Here is a 14,673-nt window from a genome sequence, read left to right on the forward strand (position 1 = left end):
CACATTTAAAACTTGTGTCAATTTTATGGATGTTTTTTAAAAGTGCTGGATTGAATTGACGGCTGAGGGTTTGAAGGGATACTCTAGAAGGGTTACCACATTATCAGTAAGGAGGACGGATGATGAGAAAATCAGTGATAGGTCTCATGGTCATCCCGTTCTTTCTTTTATGCAGCTTTTCGGTAAGTGCAGCAGAAAGAGAAGAGCGACAATGGCAAGATGAAAGCATTTATTATATAATGATCGACCGTTTCATGAATGGGGAGATGGGCAATAACGAAGGGGCGAACTTAGAGGATCCAGAAGCTTATCATGGGGGAGATATTAAGGGTATCATTGAACAGCTTGACTACATAAAAGAGTTAGGATTTACAACGATACAACTTTCTCCGATTATGGCCAATGAAGATGAAGGTTTTCATGGTTTTCGAATCTCTGATTTTCAATCAGTTGAAGAACACTTTGGTACAATCGCCCAGGCTCAGACATTAGTGGAAGAGGCGCACGCAAGAGATTTAAAAGTCATTTTTGATCTGCCGGTGGGTTTTACTGGAGAAAACCACTCTTGGCTTGATGAACAATCGAAAGGCGATTGGTTCGCTGAGGGTCAAGTAGCAAGTGAACTCAGTTGGATTGATGGTATGCCGAAGCTTGATACATCGAATACAAACTTACAGCAGTATTTCCAAGAAACGATGGACTTTTGGCAGCAGGAAACAGGGGTTGATGGATTCCGTTTGGTTTCTTCTTCTCAAGTTCCTGAGGAATTACTACAGACAGCTAGCGGGGATAGGATCATCATTGCTGAAAATCTTTCAGATAAGGAAACCTTTCGTACTCAGAGCCGTGAAATTTTCAGTGAGGCGGGTAATCCGTTAGATGAGTTAGTAACACAACAAAGCGTTGAGGAAGTCAATCGATTGGACGGCTTTGGTGTTGGGCGGTTCACTCATCTAGCTGTAGAAAATGGTCAAAACCCAATTACAAGGTGGCAGCTTGCCTTGACGTATCTGTTTACGGCACCTGGTATTCCACAACTTTACTATGGTTCGGAAATTCCACTTGATGACGGTGGAAATCTTCACAACCTGCCAATGATGAATTTCAAGGCAGGGGATGAAAAGTTGAGAAAACGAGTAGAAAAGCTGACTTCTATGAGAGAGCAGTTTCCTGCCTTGACACGCGGCAACTATGAAGAATTGTACAATCAAGAAGGACTTGCTGTGTTTAAACGGACAGAGCAGGAGCAAACGATGATTGTTGCGATAAATAATGCGGAAGAAACGAAAACGATGGAGATTGAGAATTTGGAAGATGATCATCAACTGAGAGGATTACTGCATGATGGTCTTGTCCGGCAACAAAATGATGGTTCTTATCGCCTCGGCATGGAACGCGAGACAGCAGATGTTTTCATTGTCGAACAGAACAGTGGGTACAATTGGATGTTCATCGGTTTTGTAGGCGGCGTTTTAGGCTTGTTCGTTCTAGCTGTAATCATGATCAGTTTGAAAAATCGTAAAGAAAAAAGTTGATGAACAGAAGCCAGCCCCTGTGGTGTCAGCACCCAGGGCCTGGCTTTACCTATGTGGATCTTAAAGGTGCTTTCAAGCATAACTGTTCAATATCAGCTATAAGAGAGTGAACATCACAAGGTAATTAACAGGTTGAAACGTTTTTGAATTATGAAAAACATTCGAAAGCGTAATCTTTGAGAGACTAATTCAGGACTCTGAACCAGCTTTTTTCTTTCTTCTCCACCAGAATAATGCCGCGATGAGCAGGATGGGCAAAAGGACCGGAGAATATCCGATGAAGAATATCGCTAACCATGAGAAAAAGCTGTTGATTCCATTGATTGAGGTAAAGAACGCTTGCTTCGTTTTTCCCCAAGTATTTAAATCTTGCTGATCGACTTCCGGGACGACGACTTTCGTTTCTTTAATGGAAAGGGTTATAGTGGAGAAGTCACTTTGGTTCGATAAATAATTCATTTCGCCTTTAATGGTTTCAATTTCTGATTGGACTCTTTCTAAGTCTTGAGAGATTTTAATTAAATCTTCCGTGGCCTCTGCTTCATCCAGAAAGCTGAGAAGACGTGCTTCAATTTCCTCTTTCGCTTTTAAGCGTGATTCAAGATCGACAAAATCTTTCGTAACATCCCGACTGTTGATGTTTCTGGACTTGATGTTATCTGTAATGTCCTCAAACCCACCAAGGAGGGCGTCAAAATTCGGCTGGGGAACCCGGAGGCGAAGATGACCTTCGCGGTTGCCGCGCTCGGTCTTATGGATGTTGGTTTCTACCATATAAGCGTCATACTCATTCATTCGTTTTTCTAAACTTTGATAGAATTGGTCATAGTCATCTGTTTCCAATTCGATATGCGCCTCATAGATCATCATTTTTTCTGTCTGGTTATCCTGGGTTTCTTCGGCAGCGTCATTTTCTGCTTCAGGTGTCTCCGATAAACCATTTGTCTTGCTTTCCTGTGTGGTTGATGCATCCTCATTACTTTCCGTGGATTCCTGACTGTCTTCATTGCTGCAAGCAGCAAGAAAGAAGATTAAAATGAGTACTCCCAACCATGTACTTTTTTTCCGCATAAAAAGACCCCCTCTAATTAGACTTATAAAACGGCGCAGGATGTTCCCGCCTTTCTTTATAAGTCGTAATTAGGGGAGTAGGGTTACACTTTATTGGGAATATTTATTTATAACTGTCATTCAAAAAGAATAGGGCTATAGTTCCAGGTCCGGCATGAGCGCCAATGGTAGCGCCGACAAATTCGATTTGGATTTCTTTAGTGCCATGTTCTTCACGGATCATTTCGGCCAGTTTTTCAGCTCGCTCCTGGTCATCTCCGTGACTGATGGCAATTCGTTGGTTTTGCAGGTCTGTCCCGCGCTCTCCCATCACTTCAAGCATTCGTTTCAATACTTTTTTCGTCCCGCGGATTTTTTCTAATGGGACAAGTTTTCCGTCTTTCATATGTAGAAGAGGCTTGATTTTCAGCATTCCACCAACGAAGGCTGCGGTACGGCTTACCCGGCCTCCACGTTGTAAGTAAATGAGGTCATCAACAGTGAAGATGTGTTCCATATGAGTGGCATGATACATACCAAGCTTGAGGATTTCTTCAAAACTTCCTCCAGTTTCAGCGAGTTCAGCCGCTCTCTTCACTATCAGGCCTAAACCTAGAGAGGCTGCTTTCGTATCAATGACTTCGAAGCGGGCATCTTCATATTCTTCTTTGATTTCCTGCTCAACCATTTTGGCTGTCTGGTATGTTCCTGATAGTTCAGAAGAGAAAGCGAAATAGATGAAGGGCTGACCGTTTCTCGCAAACTCAGAAAATGCATCACGAAAAGCCTGGGGAGAAACCTGAGCCGTTTTCGGCGCTTCTCCCTGACGCATACGGTCATAAACCTGTTGAGGCTTGATGGTAAGACCGTCTTCATACTCTTCTTCATTCATGATGACTTTCAAAGGAAGTGAATGGATCGAATGTCTTTCTAACGTTTGCTGATGCAGATCGGATGCTGAATCACAGACGATTTTTACATTCATTAGCGTCACCTACTGTCTTTTGGATTGTACCTTAAGTTTAGGCACATTCACACAGATAGTCAAAACAAATCGAACGTCCTGTGAGATTCGACATATATTTACATGAATCTTCCATCTTTGACTTGATTTTGCCATCGCCCGGTGATAAAAATGAATAGACGATATAGGTAAGGAGGTTGGCATGTGTTTACAGTTGAAATAAAGCGTATATTAATCGTTCTGTTAGGGGCGATTTTAAATGCGATTTCCCTTAATTTATTCTTGATTGAAGCAAATGTTTATGCAAGTGGATTTACAGGGGTAGCACAATTACTCACAAGTATTTTAAATGACTTTGCCGGGATACCCGTGAGTACAGGTTTGCTCTTATTCGTACTTAACATACCAGTAGCTATTTTAGGGTGGTATAAAGTAGGCAGAGGCTTTACCGTCTACAGCGCGATTTCTGTCGCCTTTACTACTCTTTTCCTTGAACTAATACCGGTCCAGCAATTATCCACCGATATCATACTGAATGCCGTATTTGGTGGCGTGATTGGTGGGATGGGCGTCGGTATTACATTGAAGTGGGGTGCATCCACGGGTGGTCTCGATATTATAGCCATGGTCCTTTCACGGATGAAAGACCGTCCGATCGGCATTTATTTTCTTTTCATCAATAGTGCGATCATCGCTATCGCGGGTCTTTTGTATGAACCGGAAAACGCACTTTATACTTTGTTGACATTGTATGTGACGACAAGAGTGATCGATGCGGTTCATACTCGCCACGAGAAACTTACGGCTATGATTATAACGACAAAGGCAGCCGATTTGGAGAAAGCCATCCACGGGCACATGGTGCGTGGTATCACGACCCTGCCTGCTAAAGGTGCTTTCACCCAACAGGATAAAAACATGCTCGTCATGGTCATCACACGTTATGAGCTTTATGATCTGCAGCACATCATCCAAGATGTAGATCCTCAAGCGTTCACAAACATCGTGCAAACGACTGGGATTTTCGGATTCTTCCGAAAAGATGATAAATAATGTAACGTTTTCCATTCGAAGGCGACTCATTAGATAAATAGAAAAAGAGGAGTGGCGAAATGAAAAAGTTCTTAGCCATTATGATGGGGGTCATGTTGCTTACCTTAGCTGCATGCGGAAGTGATTCAGAAACCGGTGAAGCAAGTGGTGAGGAAAAGGAGGATCAGGCGAATGAAGGAACGTCAGAAGATCAAGAGGCTGAAACTGATATGCAATCATTGATTGATCAATTGAAATTGGATGCCACAGTTGATGCGACTTCAGAAGCGGCTGCATTCAACTTTTCCATTGAAAATACCGGAGAAGAACAAGTCAATCTAGGTTTTTCTTCAAGCCAGAAATATGAAATCAAAGTAGAAAATGCAGATGGTGAAAATGTGTACACCTTCTCAGCAGACAAAATGTTCACTCAAGAACTGACATCTGAAGAACTGGATGCTGGAGAAGCTTTTGAAGCAGAAGAAACGTGGACAGGAATTGAAGAGCCAGGAAAATATGAAATGACAGTAACAATGCTAGTGAAGACGATCAATGATCAATCTCTAGAAGAGAATCCATTCCAAGTGACGGAAAGTTTCACAATTGAAAGTGAAGAAACGGATGAATCCTCAGAGTCGGATGAAGAAGCATCTGATGTTGAAAAGCACGAAGGTGATGGACAGGCGTTCCGTGAGATCGAAGTGACGGGTGAGAACGGTCAATACGTCATTAAAGGGGAAGCGCGTGTTTATGAAGGCAGCTTCCTATACCGTGTCGAAGATGGCCACAACGTTCAGGTAGAACCAACGGTCGTCCAGGTGGATGAAGGCGCTCCTGCGTGGTCAACATTTGAAATCGAACTCGATATTCCTGAAGAAGATTTACCGCAGTTCGGTACATTGACTCTATCCCTGTATGAAGAAAGTGCAAAAGACGGGAAAGAGACAAATGTGAATTATATTCCACTAGAAAGCTTCCAAATGGAAGAGTAAAACATAAAAAATCCTCTCTACACATTGTAGAGAGGATTTTTTATTTACAATGATAAAGCATAAGCTAGTCGGGTCTCCCCGGACGCTTCCACTTTTATATTAATAACCGTATTCTTCTAATGTGCTTTTTACTTTTTCGGAAAGCTCGTCCCAATCTGCTTGGGGGAGTTTGTTGACTGTTATGAAGTTTTGGAAACCGAAGACGTTGTCAACGCCGTCCAATTCCATCAGATCGTTCATGATTTTATGTTCACTGGTTTGACCAGGCATGACAGAGACACTGCCTTCTCCTTGGAAAATCATTGATTCTGTTGTGAATTTACGTGCATTCGGGTTTGGTGTTTCTTGTACTTGTATAGTCATATTATTATCCTCCTCTTTTACATCTCTTCTTATTTTACCAAAAAAATGCGCCTATCAAAACTGTAATCTCTTCTTTACATGAGGAATGGAAAATTGTGATACAATGAATACAATTTTAGGAGGTGTGCTATGGAGTCGAGATTGATAGATGTGTTACAGCCGATCAAAGACAATGATTATATATTGCCGGAAGGCCAGAACCTACAAGAGCTCACCACGATGATGCTCCAAAAAATCGGGTCAGTCCATCCCGTTTTGAGGGATGAATTGATTCATATGATTTTTACGACATTCATCGAACGTGGTCACTATACAAATGAACAATTGAAGAATATCCTCCAATCAATTTTAAATAAAAATTACTTATTTTACCGTATTGGAATGTCAAAAAACGAAGAAGATGCCGTTTTTAAGCGGAGCTTTTCTGTATTGCTGATTCCACCCATCATGCAAAAACATAGGAAATCTCCTTTTTTGAAAGAAGAAGAAATCCACCGAGTATGGAAAAACCTGAAAAAATATATGCAGCAAGAGAAGGATCACCGCGGGTACGTAAAAGAGAAAGGGTGGGCGCACGCGATGGCCCATGCGGCAGATGCAATCTACAGTGTAGCTGCTTGTGAAGAAATAACCAAAGAAGAAGTGCTCGAGATGTTACCAGTCATCAGACAACAGTTTATGATTGATCAGCCATATCTTTTCGATGAAGAAGAGCGGATGGTGACAGCAGTGCTGATGATGTTCAGAAAGATTGAGCATGCGGAGCGTATTGAATGGCTGGAAACATTGCTTTACATTCGTGACAGCTGGCAGGATCCTGATGAAGACATCATCATCAACAATAGTAAACACTTTATGAGAGCGATGTACTTCCGTATGATCGAAGGGGATTATCGAGAGCTTCGCCAGGTTTTAGAAAATTTGCTGAGGGAACTTAGAAAACAGGAAGCCTACTAAAACCTGGAGGAAATTTATGATTCGATGGGGTCTTTTCATTGGAACATCCTCGGGAATCGTTCTGGGACTTTATATGTGGTATGTGGAAATGGTTACAGGAAAGAAAGTTTATACACTTCTGATGAACGTCGATTTCATACCTATTATTGGAGGAATCGATTGGCCGGTTTCACTGGAATGGTTTTTCCACTTAGTCATTTCCTGGATGATCGGAATTCTTTACGCTTATGTGTTCATGCACAAGTGGAAAGAGACGAACCGTAACCGTTGGTCGCTCGCCATCGTTTTGACAGCCATTGCAGCATCCACCTACGTTCCACTGACGATTTTTGCGATTAAAGAAACGCCCGCTCTTACGGATGGGACGGCGATTCTTTATTGGTTAATCGGTCATGTGCTTTACGCGATTACTTTGAAAAAATCATATGATCGATTTTACTGAAAAAGCCGGGGAAACGTCTTCGGCTTTTTCTTAATCCGGGAAATTTTGATACTTATTTATGGTGAACATTTCAAAAAACAAAGAAGCGCCCGATTGTGCACTCAATCAGGCGCTTCTTTGTTTTAGAAAATCATTAGGGGGTTACTTACTATATACCCAATTCATCAAAAAGATAACGTAAAATAGAAAAAAAGATCAGGCCGGAATTTCCGACCTGACTTTTTGTTATCGCAAATTGTTGTGATGAGATTCAAGCTCTTGTTCCAATTGCTGTAGCTGTTGTTTCTCCTGTTGTGAACATTGGCTATAGGCAGATTGGATTGCTTGTTTAGCGGCTTGCATATCTTCCTGGTTCGCCGGGGCTTGTCGGCCCTCACCACGATTTTGAGTGAAACGGTTGACTGCTTCTCGCGCGTTTTCAAAAAGGTTTCTCTTCATAGTTAAAACCCTCCTACCGTATGCTGATCAGCTTCGATTTCTTTACGTTTCGCTTCTGAAAGCCTTTTGGGCTCCATCTCGCTTTCGTCGAACCTTCGAACTTCTGTCCAGCTTTTGTCTTTGCGATTGGTTTTCTTTTGCTGCTCCATGACAAGACCTCCTGTCATAAAAAAGCCTGAACGAACGCTTTCACGTTCAAGCTTAGTATGGCAAGAGCCTTCTTTTTTACACAAGGAAAAAATTGTTTATATAGCCCGTTGGTTGATTTTTAAATAATCATTTAAAAATTCGCCGATGCCGTTTTGTTCATTTGTATGAGTGACATGATTGGCAATATCCTTAAGTTCGTTGATCGCATTGCCCATAGCAACACCGACACCAGCATATTCAATCATTTCAAAATCATTGTCCTCGTCTCCAAATGCGATGACACGGTCCTTTGGTATATGGAAATAGCGGGCGATTTTATCCAAGCCGACAGCTTTGTTCATCCCCGCCCGGACTATCTCAATCACATGCCATGGTGCACCCCATTTGCGGTGATCGATTAATGATGCATGTTCATCAAGCTGTGCACGAAGCTGTTTGATTTTTTCTTCTTCAGGATGGATCAAGATAGATGTTGGATCTTCCTTTAAGTTTGCTTGTAAACGACCAACTGTGATGGTGTTGTTTTCTGTGTGGAAAATGCTCATGATTTCTTCATCATACTGATCTAAGTAAACCTCATCCATTACCTCTGCCAGGATGTTTTTCACTCCGAGTTCTTGGCATGTATGGATGATTTTATGGGCGGTACGGATACCTAGAGGAGAATGGACTGCATCCCACCGCTGGTCTTTCGGATGGTGGATCAAAGCCCCATTGAAATTGACCATTGGTGTTTCCAAACCGAGATCATGGTAAAAGTCGATACTCGCCCTGTGAGGCCGACCTGTCGCAATTACGACAATGTGTCCTTGCTCCATAGCACTCTTCACTGTGTTTTTCGTCTTCTCATTAATTATTTTTGCATCGGTTAGAAGGGTTCCATCTAAATCTAATGCGATTAAGTGTTGCTTCATTTTCTTCACCTCATTTGTATGTATAGTTTATCGGGAAGGCATGTTAATTGTAAAGAATTACCCGTTCTATTACCTAACTCTTTCCAATCGATATTGGCAGTGTTACGATGAGTATTATATAAAATTAATATGAAGGCCATTTAAAAAGCAAGTAAAGATATTAAGAAAGGAAACAGAAATAATGATTGGCATTTATCGGAATACCTTGAAGAACATCCCCGTACTGACAGTAGTCGACGCTGCAAAACAAGAAGAACCACTTCCAGTTTTTATTTATTTCCATGGTTTTACATCAGCGAAAGAGCATAACCTGCCCCAAGCGTATTTACTCGCTCAAAAAGGTTACCGGGTCATCTTGCCGGATAGTGCTTACCATGGGGAACGAGAAAAAGAATTGTCCAAACAGGATTTGAATTTTAAATTTTGGGATATCGTGTATCAAAACTTAAAAGAACTCCAAGATATGAAAGATGAACTTGATCGAATCGGTTTAATCAAAGATAGAAGGTTCGGTATTGGTGGAACATCGATGGGAGGGGTCACTGCAAGTGCTGCCCTGACGATGTATCCATGGATTCAGGCGTCCACGATCATGATGGGTTCACCTAAACCGGTGGATTTCGCAAAAAAACTTATCAAAGATGTGGAACAAACCGGTATCGTACTCCCGATTGACCAAGACGAGTTGGATGAACTCTTCAATTCGTTGGAATCAATCGACCTCTCCAGGCAAATCGATAAACTGTATGGTCGACCGCTCTTCTTTTGGCACGGGGATGCCGACCCTGTTGTCCCATTTGAACATTCATATGATTTTTATAATACAGCTATTGAGCATTATAAAAATCCAGAGAATATACGTTTCCTGCGTGAAGTCGGTAAAGATCACAAAGTAAGTCGTTTTGCCGTGATCGAAATGGTCAATTGGTTGGAATTAGTATTGTAATAAAGGGGAATATTTTATTCTCATTGAATTTTTGTTTATAATAGAGTTTGAAGAAATGTGAAGGGGGAACTAATGTGAGTACAACTGCACTTGAAGAAAATGCAATGGGCGCCCTTGAAAATGTCATTGACCCTGAACTCGGCATTGATATCGTAAACTTAGGTTTGGTTTACGGCGTCGATATAGATGATAATGGCGATGCTACAGTGACGATGACATTGACAGCAATGGGCTGCCCACTAGCAGGTCATATTGAACAAGACGTGAAGCGTTGCATGGCCGACCTTCCGGAATTAAATGAAATAACAGTTAATATCGTCTGGAATCCGCCATGGACGAAAGATCGTATGAGCCGTTACGCGAAGATTGCTCTTGGTATCCCAGATTGATTTTGTTCGATTATTTGTAAGAGATGCCCCTGCCGTTTCACTGCGGTAGGGGTTTTTATATAACTAAAATCAGGTAACATTCAGGAAAAGAGGGGAGAGTCATGAGCCGTGCACCAGTATTTCAATTTGTCGGTTATAAAAATAGCGGGAAAACCTCACTATTGTCAGACTTGATCGCTTACGGCGCCGAAAAAGGCGAACGTGTAGCAGCAATTAAACATCATAGCCACGAAGAACCTTTGAAGGTGATGCATCTGGAAACTGACAGTTACCGATTACATGAATCAGGTGCATTTTTGACGGGCGTCGATAGTCCAAGAAGATTTCAACTGGAATTGTCGCATGAGGATGACTTCCCACTAGAGGAACTCGTCTCCATTTATCGTCATTTTTCACCGGATTTAATAGCTGTCGAAGGTTTTAAAGAAGAGGAGTATCCGAAAGCTGTCATCATTAAAAGGGAAAAAGATTTGCCATTACTTAATCAACTGTCAAATATTCAACTTGTGATCACTTGGGATGAAGTGCAGACAGGTCATGTCACTTACCCGGTAATCAAACTGGATGATTGGAGAGAACGTTTGCCTGAAGTGTTTGAGATTGCCAAAGGAGGCGCAGGAAGATGAAGAGATGCTGGATAACAGACAAGCCGCTCGAGGTGTCCTCGATGGTTGATCTCGTTACGAGAAGAGAAGCAGGGGCTATCAATACATTCATCGGAACAGTCCGTGAATTTACAGAAGGAAAACGGACCCTCTTCTTGCAATACGAAGCCTACACATCCATGGCAGAAAAGAAACTTGAAGAAATAGCTGAAGAAATCGACCGGAAGTGGCCTGATGTCAAAATCGCTATCGCCCATCGGATCGGCCGTCTTGAAATCTCCGATATTGCTGTGATCATCGCTGTTTCCACTCCCCACAGGGACGACTCTTTCGAAGCAAGCCGTTATGCTATTGAACGGATGAAAGAAGTCGTGCCTATCTGGAAGAAGGAACATTGGGAAAATGGGCAAGAGTGGATCGGTAATCAAAAAGAAACAAAACAAGGAATACCCAGGGAGGAGGAGATTCGGTGAATCGTGTGTTGTTTTTCGCAGGTTTACGAGAACGTGTCGAAAAAGAAGAACTTGAAATTGATGTGACTGGCCGCACGGTTGGAGAGGTAAAAGAGCTGGTTAGTGAAAAGTACGGCCTGGACCAAATCCAGTCGTGTATGACGGCGGTCAACGAAGAGTTCGCATTAAATGACATGAAAATCGAAGAAGGCGATACCATCGCTTTCATCCCGCCAGTTAGTGGAGGATAAATCGCCCTCATATCCAGAAGGATTGATTTCGAGATGTTTTTTGAGTTGAACAGGGCGGTGGGGAATGGGTCGCTTTCCGCGGGAGCGCAGTGCACGCCCACGGAAAGCGACTCCTTCCCCAAAGCCCCTTTCTCTATCCAATATCTTGAATCGTTCAACAATGTTAAAAAAGGCACTTATTTGGCTCCAAAAATATCCTCATATATAAAAAAAAGGGAACGATATCTTAGACGATTTCGTTCCCTTTTTAATCAATTATAGAAATAGGATGACAAGGCCACCGACGATGAAACAATAAAACGCGAAATACTTCAGGTTTCCTTGAGCCATGATGTTCATGAACCATTTCAAAGAGAAATACGAAGCGACGACAGAACCAGCAAGTGCTATAGCATAGGCGGCCCATATGGTAGCAGAGGTGGCATTTGCGATTACTTCTTCAATTGAAAGAAGCATTGTGCCAAGACTGACCGGTATGAAAAGCAAGAAAGAGAAGCGCAGGGCGGTTTCTTGTTTCATTCCTAAAAACATAGCAGCGACAATAGTCGCTCCGGAACGACTGATCCCTGGAATTAAAGCGACGGCTTGTCCAATCCCTACGATCAAGGCGTCTTTCCAAGTCATTTGACTATCGCCTTTTCTTCCCCGCATATTGCGGATCAACCATAAGGCGATCCCGGTAATGATGAGGGTGATTCCAACGGTTTGTACAGTAGATAAACCTTCAATAGCATCGCCCAGTAATATCCCTAGTACACCTGCAGGGATTGTTCCGATAATCAAGTAAATGATGAAGTCAAAGTCATCTTTTTGGCGTTCATCACGGCTCAATAGGTACCCGGTCCCGTTTTTGACCAGACGAATCAAGTCGTCCCTGTAAATGATCAAGACAGCGATCAGAGAGCCGAAGTTGACGAGTACTTCGAAGCTCAGCCCTTTCAGATTCAAATCCAATAATTCTTGGGCAATCACTAAGTGACCGCTGGATGAAATCGGGATCGGTTCTGTAAACCCTTGGAAAATCCCAAGAAATAAATATTTGATCAATAACCATAATTGTTCCATTTAAAATCCTCCTGCTCATGCGAACTAGCTTTCCTAAATATATCGTTGATTGATTTTTATGTACAATAAGCCAAGTTATTCATTTTATCAAAGAATAGTCCAGTTTTGTGAACAAATGAAAAACGCTGCCATCGCTAGATAGCAACGTTCCATGTTAAAAAGGCTTAGGCTTCCTCTTTTATGAGTCCGTCTCCAAGTACCACGGCGGCCAAAGTGAATAGGATGGTCATAGTGATAACTTGGGAGAAAGCGAAACTGCTTCCTGCCATATTACTGACTACATAAGCGGTCATAAAGCTCAATAGAAAGGCCCAAATGATTGTCCAAATCATTCGCATCGTTACTCACCTCATTTATACGCAATCTATTTCTATATTAGCAGAACTGGGAAGAAAAAGAAATATGAAATCGCTTCATGATTTGTTTTGATTATGAATAAAATATAAGAAGTGATGAAGGAGGGGGAGGTCCTATGATGGTAACCGTTCATCCGTGTTTCCATTGGATCGGGTATCATATCAGTACTGGTCTTCTTCAAGAAGGGGTTGAAGTGGTCGGTATCGATCCGATTATCGATGAGCGAAGTGATTTATTATATATGTACGTCGGAAGGAATAGTAATTTTCAGCACTTTTTTCGGAAAGAGGAAAAAGAAAATCATGTACAGCAGAAAGATGATGAAGTCATGATTGAATTTGTGGAAGATTGCATACTGATCAAAAGAAATGATAGAGACAAAGAACTTGTCAAATTACCTCCGCTTTACGGGGAATGGATGAACTTTGAACGGTTAGGGATCGGGGATAAAGAGAGCCTCCAACAATGGGTGGAAGAGCATGAAGCCGTTTATATAGAAGATTTTCTGAAAGAGCTATTACCTATTGTGCTGAGAGATGAGGGTTTTTACTGGACGGCAACAGAGCAGGGAGAAAGTGTGTTGAAAGAAAGGTTGGAGGAGATCTGGCGTTGCCAGCGTTTATTGGCAGAGGCATAGTGCTCTGATATCAGTATATTTACTTTTTTACTGAAAAACATGTAGAATAAAGGAGGATACAAGTAGTGGTAGTTTAGGAGTGCTTAGTGTGAAAATGAGATTCATCATGATATTATCTCTAATTTTTTATCTAGCAGGATGCCAGGCGTTTCCCGGCTATGATCAAGAAACCCAAGTGGGGATGCTTGTGGAAACAACCATTCATGATCAAGCATGGGGGCAGCAAGGATATAAAGGACTGCAGACGATTCAGGAGGATTATGGTGTAGATATTTACTTTAAAGAAGGTATCAAGAACTATACCCAGACTGCTGAGGCAGTAGAAGATTTAGTTAATAAAGGTGTCGATGTCATATTCGGGCACAGCAATATCTATGGCAACCATTTTCGTGAAATCCATCAGGCTTACCCTGAGGTGGATTTCATTTATTTTAATGGAGAATTCTCTGCGGAGAATGTAACCAGTTTAAATTTCAGTGCAAGAGCCATGGGCTTCTTTGCTGGAATGGTCGCGGGGGAAATGACAGAAACCAATCGTATCGGCCTGATCGGTGTTTTTGAATGGCAGCCCGAAGTGGAGGGTTTCTATGAAGGTGTGATTCATCAAAATCCTGAGGCTGATGTTGATATAGCTTTGACAAACAGTTGGGAAAATACCCAGATGGCGCTTATGTTTTATGAAAACATGAGTGAAGAGGGGGCGGATGTATTTTACCCGGCGGGTGACATTTTTAATGTACCTGTCATTGAACAGGCGCAAATCGATGGAAACTATGCCATCGGGTATGTGCAAGATCAATCTTCTGTAGCAGAAAACACAGTATTGACAAGCACAGTGCAAAAAGTGGATGAAGTATATAGGATTGCAATGGAAAGATATATGAATGACAATCTGCCAGGAAAAGCATTGATGTTTGATTTTCAAGAGGGGGCCATTGAAATGGGCGAATACAGTCCTGCTGTCCCTGCTGATTTTCAAAAAGAAATGAGGGCAGCAGTCGAACAGTATATAGAAACAGAAGAGCTACCCAATTGAAAAACTCTTGAGCCTGCGTTTGGCTTCAGAGTTTTTATTTGTAGAAACCCACCATTATATGGTGGCCCCAAGTTTGCAGGTCCTGCCCCGCCCTCAGT

At 42.1% G+C, this 14,673-nt stretch carries 20 protein-coding genes; 12 read left to right on the forward strand and 8 right to left on the reverse strand.

Annotated features, from left to right (window positions below; genetic code table 11):
- Positions 1-122 precede the first annotated feature (122 nt).
- Positions 123-1,535, forward strand: a complete 1,413-nt coding sequence (locus tag ACTWPX_RS15030) for an alpha-amylase family glycosyl hydrolase (RefSeq protein ID WP_443120451.1) — start codon at positions 123-125, stop codon at positions 1,533-1,535.
- A gap of 189 nt (positions 1,536-1,724) precedes the next feature.
- Here the strand turns inward: ACTWPX_RS15030 and ACTWPX_RS15035 are convergent, their stop codons facing one another.
- Positions 1,725-2,606, reverse strand: coding sequence for a DUF4349 domain-containing protein (locus tag ACTWPX_RS15035; protein ID WP_443120452.1), 882 nt, complete (start codon positions 2,604-2,606; stop codon positions 1,725-1,727).
- A gap of 103 nt (positions 2,607-2,709) precedes the next feature.
- The gene (locus tag ACTWPX_RS15040) at positions 2,710-3,570 is read right to left on the reverse strand and encodes a DegV family protein (RefSeq protein ID WP_443120453.1); all 861 of its coding nucleotides are present in this window, start codon (positions 3,568-3,570) and stop codon (positions 2,710-2,712) included.
- Positions 3,571-3,753: 183 nt separating this feature from the next.
- Here ACTWPX_RS15040 and ACTWPX_RS15045 point away from each other — a divergent pair, with 183 nt between their 5' ends.
- Positions 3,754-4,602, forward strand: coding sequence for a YitT family protein (locus ACTWPX_RS15045; RefSeq protein ID WP_443120454.1), 849 nt, complete (start codon positions 3,754-3,756; stop codon positions 4,600-4,602).
- 59 nt (positions 4,603-4,661) lie between these two features.
- Positions 4,662-5,573, forward strand: a complete 912-nt coding sequence (locus ACTWPX_RS15050) for a BsuPI-related putative proteinase inhibitor (RefSeq protein WP_443120455.1) — start codon at positions 4,662-4,664, stop codon at positions 5,571-5,573.
- Positions 5,574-5,672: 99 nt separating this feature from the next.
- On the opposite strand, the gene ACTWPX_RS15055 is transcribed toward ACTWPX_RS15050, so the two are convergent.
- Positions 5,673-5,936 (reverse strand): NifU N-terminal domain-containing protein, encoded by a 264-nt coding sequence (locus tag ACTWPX_RS15055; RefSeq protein ID WP_128523567.1) that lies wholly within the window; start codon positions 5,934-5,936, stop codon positions 5,673-5,675.
- 129 nt (positions 5,937-6,065) lie between these two features.
- On the opposite strand from ACTWPX_RS15055, the gene ACTWPX_RS15060 reads away from it, so the two are divergent.
- Complete coding sequence (locus ACTWPX_RS15060) at positions 6,066-6,893, forward strand: DUF2785 domain-containing protein (RefSeq protein ID WP_443120456.1); 828 nt, start codon at positions 6,066-6,068, stop codon at positions 6,891-6,893.
- 16 nt (positions 6,894-6,909) lie between these two features.
- Positions 6,910-7,335 (forward strand): hypothetical protein, encoded by a 426-nt coding sequence (locus tag ACTWPX_RS15065; RefSeq protein ID WP_443120457.1) that lies wholly within the window; start codon positions 6,910-6,912, stop codon positions 7,333-7,335.
- A 225-nt stretch (positions 7,336-7,560) separates the two neighbouring features.
- On the opposite strand, the gene ACTWPX_RS15070 is transcribed toward ACTWPX_RS15065, so the two are convergent.
- From ACTWPX_RS15070 to ACTWPX_RS15080, 3 genes are all read right to left on the reverse strand, one after another.
- On the reverse strand, positions 7,561-7,773 hold the full coding sequence (locus tag ACTWPX_RS15070; RefSeq protein ID WP_443120458.1) for a DUF3813 domain-containing protein: 213 nt from the start codon (positions 7,771-7,773) through the stop codon (positions 7,561-7,563).
- 2 nt (positions 7,774-7,775) lie between these two features.
- The gene (locus ACTWPX_RS15075) at positions 7,776-7,922 is read right to left on the reverse strand and encodes a hypothetical protein (protein ID WP_164908487.1); all 147 of its coding nucleotides are present in this window, start codon (positions 7,920-7,922) and stop codon (positions 7,776-7,778) included.
- 96 nt (positions 7,923-8,018) lie between these two features.
- Positions 8,019-8,837: a Cof-type HAD-IIB family hydrolase gene (locus tag ACTWPX_RS15080; RefSeq protein ID WP_443120459.1), complete on the reverse strand. Its 819-nt coding sequence runs from the start codon at positions 8,835-8,837 to the stop codon at positions 8,019-8,021.
- Between the two features lie 181 nt (positions 8,838-9,018).
- Between ACTWPX_RS15080 and ACTWPX_RS15085 the strand changes: the two genes are divergently transcribed.
- From ACTWPX_RS15085 to moaD, 5 genes are all read left to right on the forward strand, one after another.
- On the forward strand, positions 9,019-9,783 hold the full coding sequence (locus ACTWPX_RS15085) for an alpha/beta fold hydrolase (RefSeq protein WP_443120460.1): 765 nt from the start codon (positions 9,019-9,021) through the stop codon (positions 9,781-9,783).
- A 104-nt stretch (positions 9,784-9,887) separates the two neighbouring features.
- Positions 9,888-10,172, forward strand: coding sequence for a metal-sulfur cluster assembly factor (locus tag ACTWPX_RS15090; RefSeq protein WP_128526818.1), 285 nt, complete (start codon positions 9,888-9,890; stop codon positions 10,170-10,172).
- A 101-nt stretch (positions 10,173-10,273) separates the two neighbouring features.
- The gene (gene mobB, locus ACTWPX_RS15095; protein WP_443120461.1) at positions 10,274-10,798 is read left to right on the forward strand and encodes a molybdopterin-guanine dinucleotide biosynthesis protein B; all 525 of its coding nucleotides are present in this window, start codon (positions 10,274-10,276) and stop codon (positions 10,796-10,798) included.
- Positions 10,795-11,250, forward strand: a complete 456-nt coding sequence (locus tag ACTWPX_RS15100) for a molybdenum cofactor biosynthesis protein MoaE (protein ID WP_443120462.1) — start codon at positions 10,795-10,797, stop codon at positions 11,248-11,250. Before mobB ends, ACTWPX_RS15100 begins: the two co-directional genes overlap by 4 nt.
- Positions 11,247-11,480 (forward strand): molybdopterin converting factor subunit 1, encoded by a 234-nt coding sequence (gene moaD / locus ACTWPX_RS15105; protein ID WP_128523553.1) that lies wholly within the window; start codon positions 11,247-11,249, stop codon positions 11,478-11,480. The genes ACTWPX_RS15100 and moaD overlap by 4 nt, the downstream gene beginning before the upstream one ends.
- A gap of 255 nt (positions 11,481-11,735) precedes the next feature.
- Here the strand turns inward: moaD and ACTWPX_RS15110 are convergent, their stop codons facing one another.
- Complete coding sequence (locus ACTWPX_RS15110; RefSeq protein ID WP_443120463.1) at positions 11,736-12,545, reverse strand: undecaprenyl-diphosphate phosphatase; 810 nt, start codon at positions 12,543-12,545, stop codon at positions 11,736-11,738.
- 164 nt (positions 12,546-12,709) lie between these two features.
- On the reverse strand, positions 12,710-12,883 hold the full coding sequence (locus tag ACTWPX_RS15115) for a YjzD family protein (protein WP_281975419.1): 174 nt from the start codon (positions 12,881-12,883) through the stop codon (positions 12,710-12,712).
- Positions 12,884-13,017: 134 nt separating this feature from the next.
- On the opposite strand from ACTWPX_RS15115, the gene ACTWPX_RS15120 reads away from it, so the two are divergent.
- Together ACTWPX_RS15120 and ACTWPX_RS15125 are read left to right on the forward strand one after the other, a co-directional pair.
- Positions 13,018-13,539 carry a hypothetical protein gene (locus ACTWPX_RS15120; RefSeq protein ID WP_443120464.1) on the forward strand — a complete coding sequence of 174 codons (522 nt, stop codon included), beginning with the start codon at positions 13,018-13,020 and terminating at the stop codon, positions 13,537-13,539.
- Between the two features lie 94 nt (positions 13,540-13,633).
- Entirely contained in the window at positions 13,634-14,575 is a 942-nt protein-coding gene (locus tag ACTWPX_RS15125; protein WP_241655987.1) for a BMP family ABC transporter substrate-binding protein, read from the forward strand.
- Positions 14,576-14,673: the final 98 nt, after the last annotated feature.

It is taken from the genome of Halobacillus sp. H74 (assembly GCF_052246715.1).
Lineage (GTDB): Bacteria > Bacillota > Bacilli > Bacillales > Halobacillaceae > Halobacillus > Halobacillus litoralis_A.

Excerpts from the sequence above, each read along its gene's own strand:
- ACTWPX_RS15030 (WP_443120451.1), top strand. The coding sequence starts at position 123 with ATGAGAAAATCAGTGATAGGTCTCATGGTCATCCCGTTCTTTCTTTTA.
- ACTWPX_RS15035 (WP_443120452.1), bottom strand. The coding sequence starts at position 2,606 with ATGCGGAAAAAAAGTACATGGTTGGGAGTACTCATTTTAATCTTCTTT.
- ACTWPX_RS15040 (WP_443120453.1), bottom strand. The coding sequence starts at position 3,570 with ATGAATGTAAAAATCGTCTGTGATTCAGCATCCGATCTGCATCAGCAA.
- ACTWPX_RS15050 (WP_443120455.1), top strand. The coding sequence starts at position 4,662 with ATGAAAAAGTTCTTAGCCATTATGATGGGGGTCATGTTGCTTACCTTA.
- ACTWPX_RS15055 (WP_128523567.1), bottom strand. The coding sequence starts at position 5,936 with ATGACTATACAAGTACAAGAAACACCAAACCCGAATGCACGTAAATTC.
- ACTWPX_RS15060 (WP_443120456.1), top strand. The coding sequence starts at position 6,066 with ATGGAGTCGAGATTGATAGATGTGTTACAGCCGATCAAAGACAATGAT.
- ACTWPX_RS15065 (WP_443120457.1), top strand. The coding sequence starts at position 6,910 with ATGATTCGATGGGGTCTTTTCATTGGAACATCCTCGGGAATCGTTCTG.
- ACTWPX_RS15070 (WP_443120458.1), bottom strand. The coding sequence starts at position 7,773 with ATGAAGAGAAACCTTTTTGAAAACGCGCGAGAAGCAGTCAACCGTTTC.
- ACTWPX_RS15075 (WP_164908487.1), bottom strand. The coding sequence starts at position 7,922 with ATGGAGCAGCAAAAGAAAACCAATCGCAAAGACAAAAGCTGGACAGAA.
- ACTWPX_RS15080 (WP_443120459.1), bottom strand. The coding sequence starts at position 8,837 with ATGAAGCAACACTTAATCGCATTAGATTTAGATGGAACCCTTCTAACC.
- ACTWPX_RS15085 (WP_443120460.1), top strand. The coding sequence starts at position 9,019 with ATGATTGGCATTTATCGGAATACCTTGAAGAACATCCCCGTACTGACA.
- ACTWPX_RS15090 (WP_128526818.1), top strand. The coding sequence starts at position 9,888 with ATGGGCGCCCTTGAAAATGTCATTGACCCTGAACTCGGCATTGATATC.
- mobB (WP_443120461.1), top strand. The coding sequence starts at position 10,274 with ATGAGCCGTGCACCAGTATTTCAATTTGTCGGTTATAAAAATAGCGGG.
- ACTWPX_RS15100 (WP_443120462.1), top strand. The coding sequence starts at position 10,795 with ATGAAGAGATGCTGGATAACAGACAAGCCGCTCGAGGTGTCCTCGATG.
- ACTWPX_RS15110 (WP_443120463.1), bottom strand. The coding sequence starts at position 12,545 with ATGGAACAATTATGGTTATTGATCAAATATTTATTTCTTGGGATTTTC.
- ACTWPX_RS15115 (WP_281975419.1), bottom strand. The coding sequence starts at position 12,883 with ATGCGAATGATTTGGACAATCATTTGGGCCTTTCTATTGAGCTTTATG.
- ACTWPX_RS15120 (WP_443120464.1), top strand. The coding sequence starts at position 13,018 with ATGATGGTAACCGTTCATCCGTGTTTCCATTGGATCGGGTATCATATC.
- ACTWPX_RS15125 (WP_241655987.1), top strand. The coding sequence starts at position 13,634 with ATGAGATTCATCATGATATTATCTCTAATTTTTTATCTAGCAGGATGC.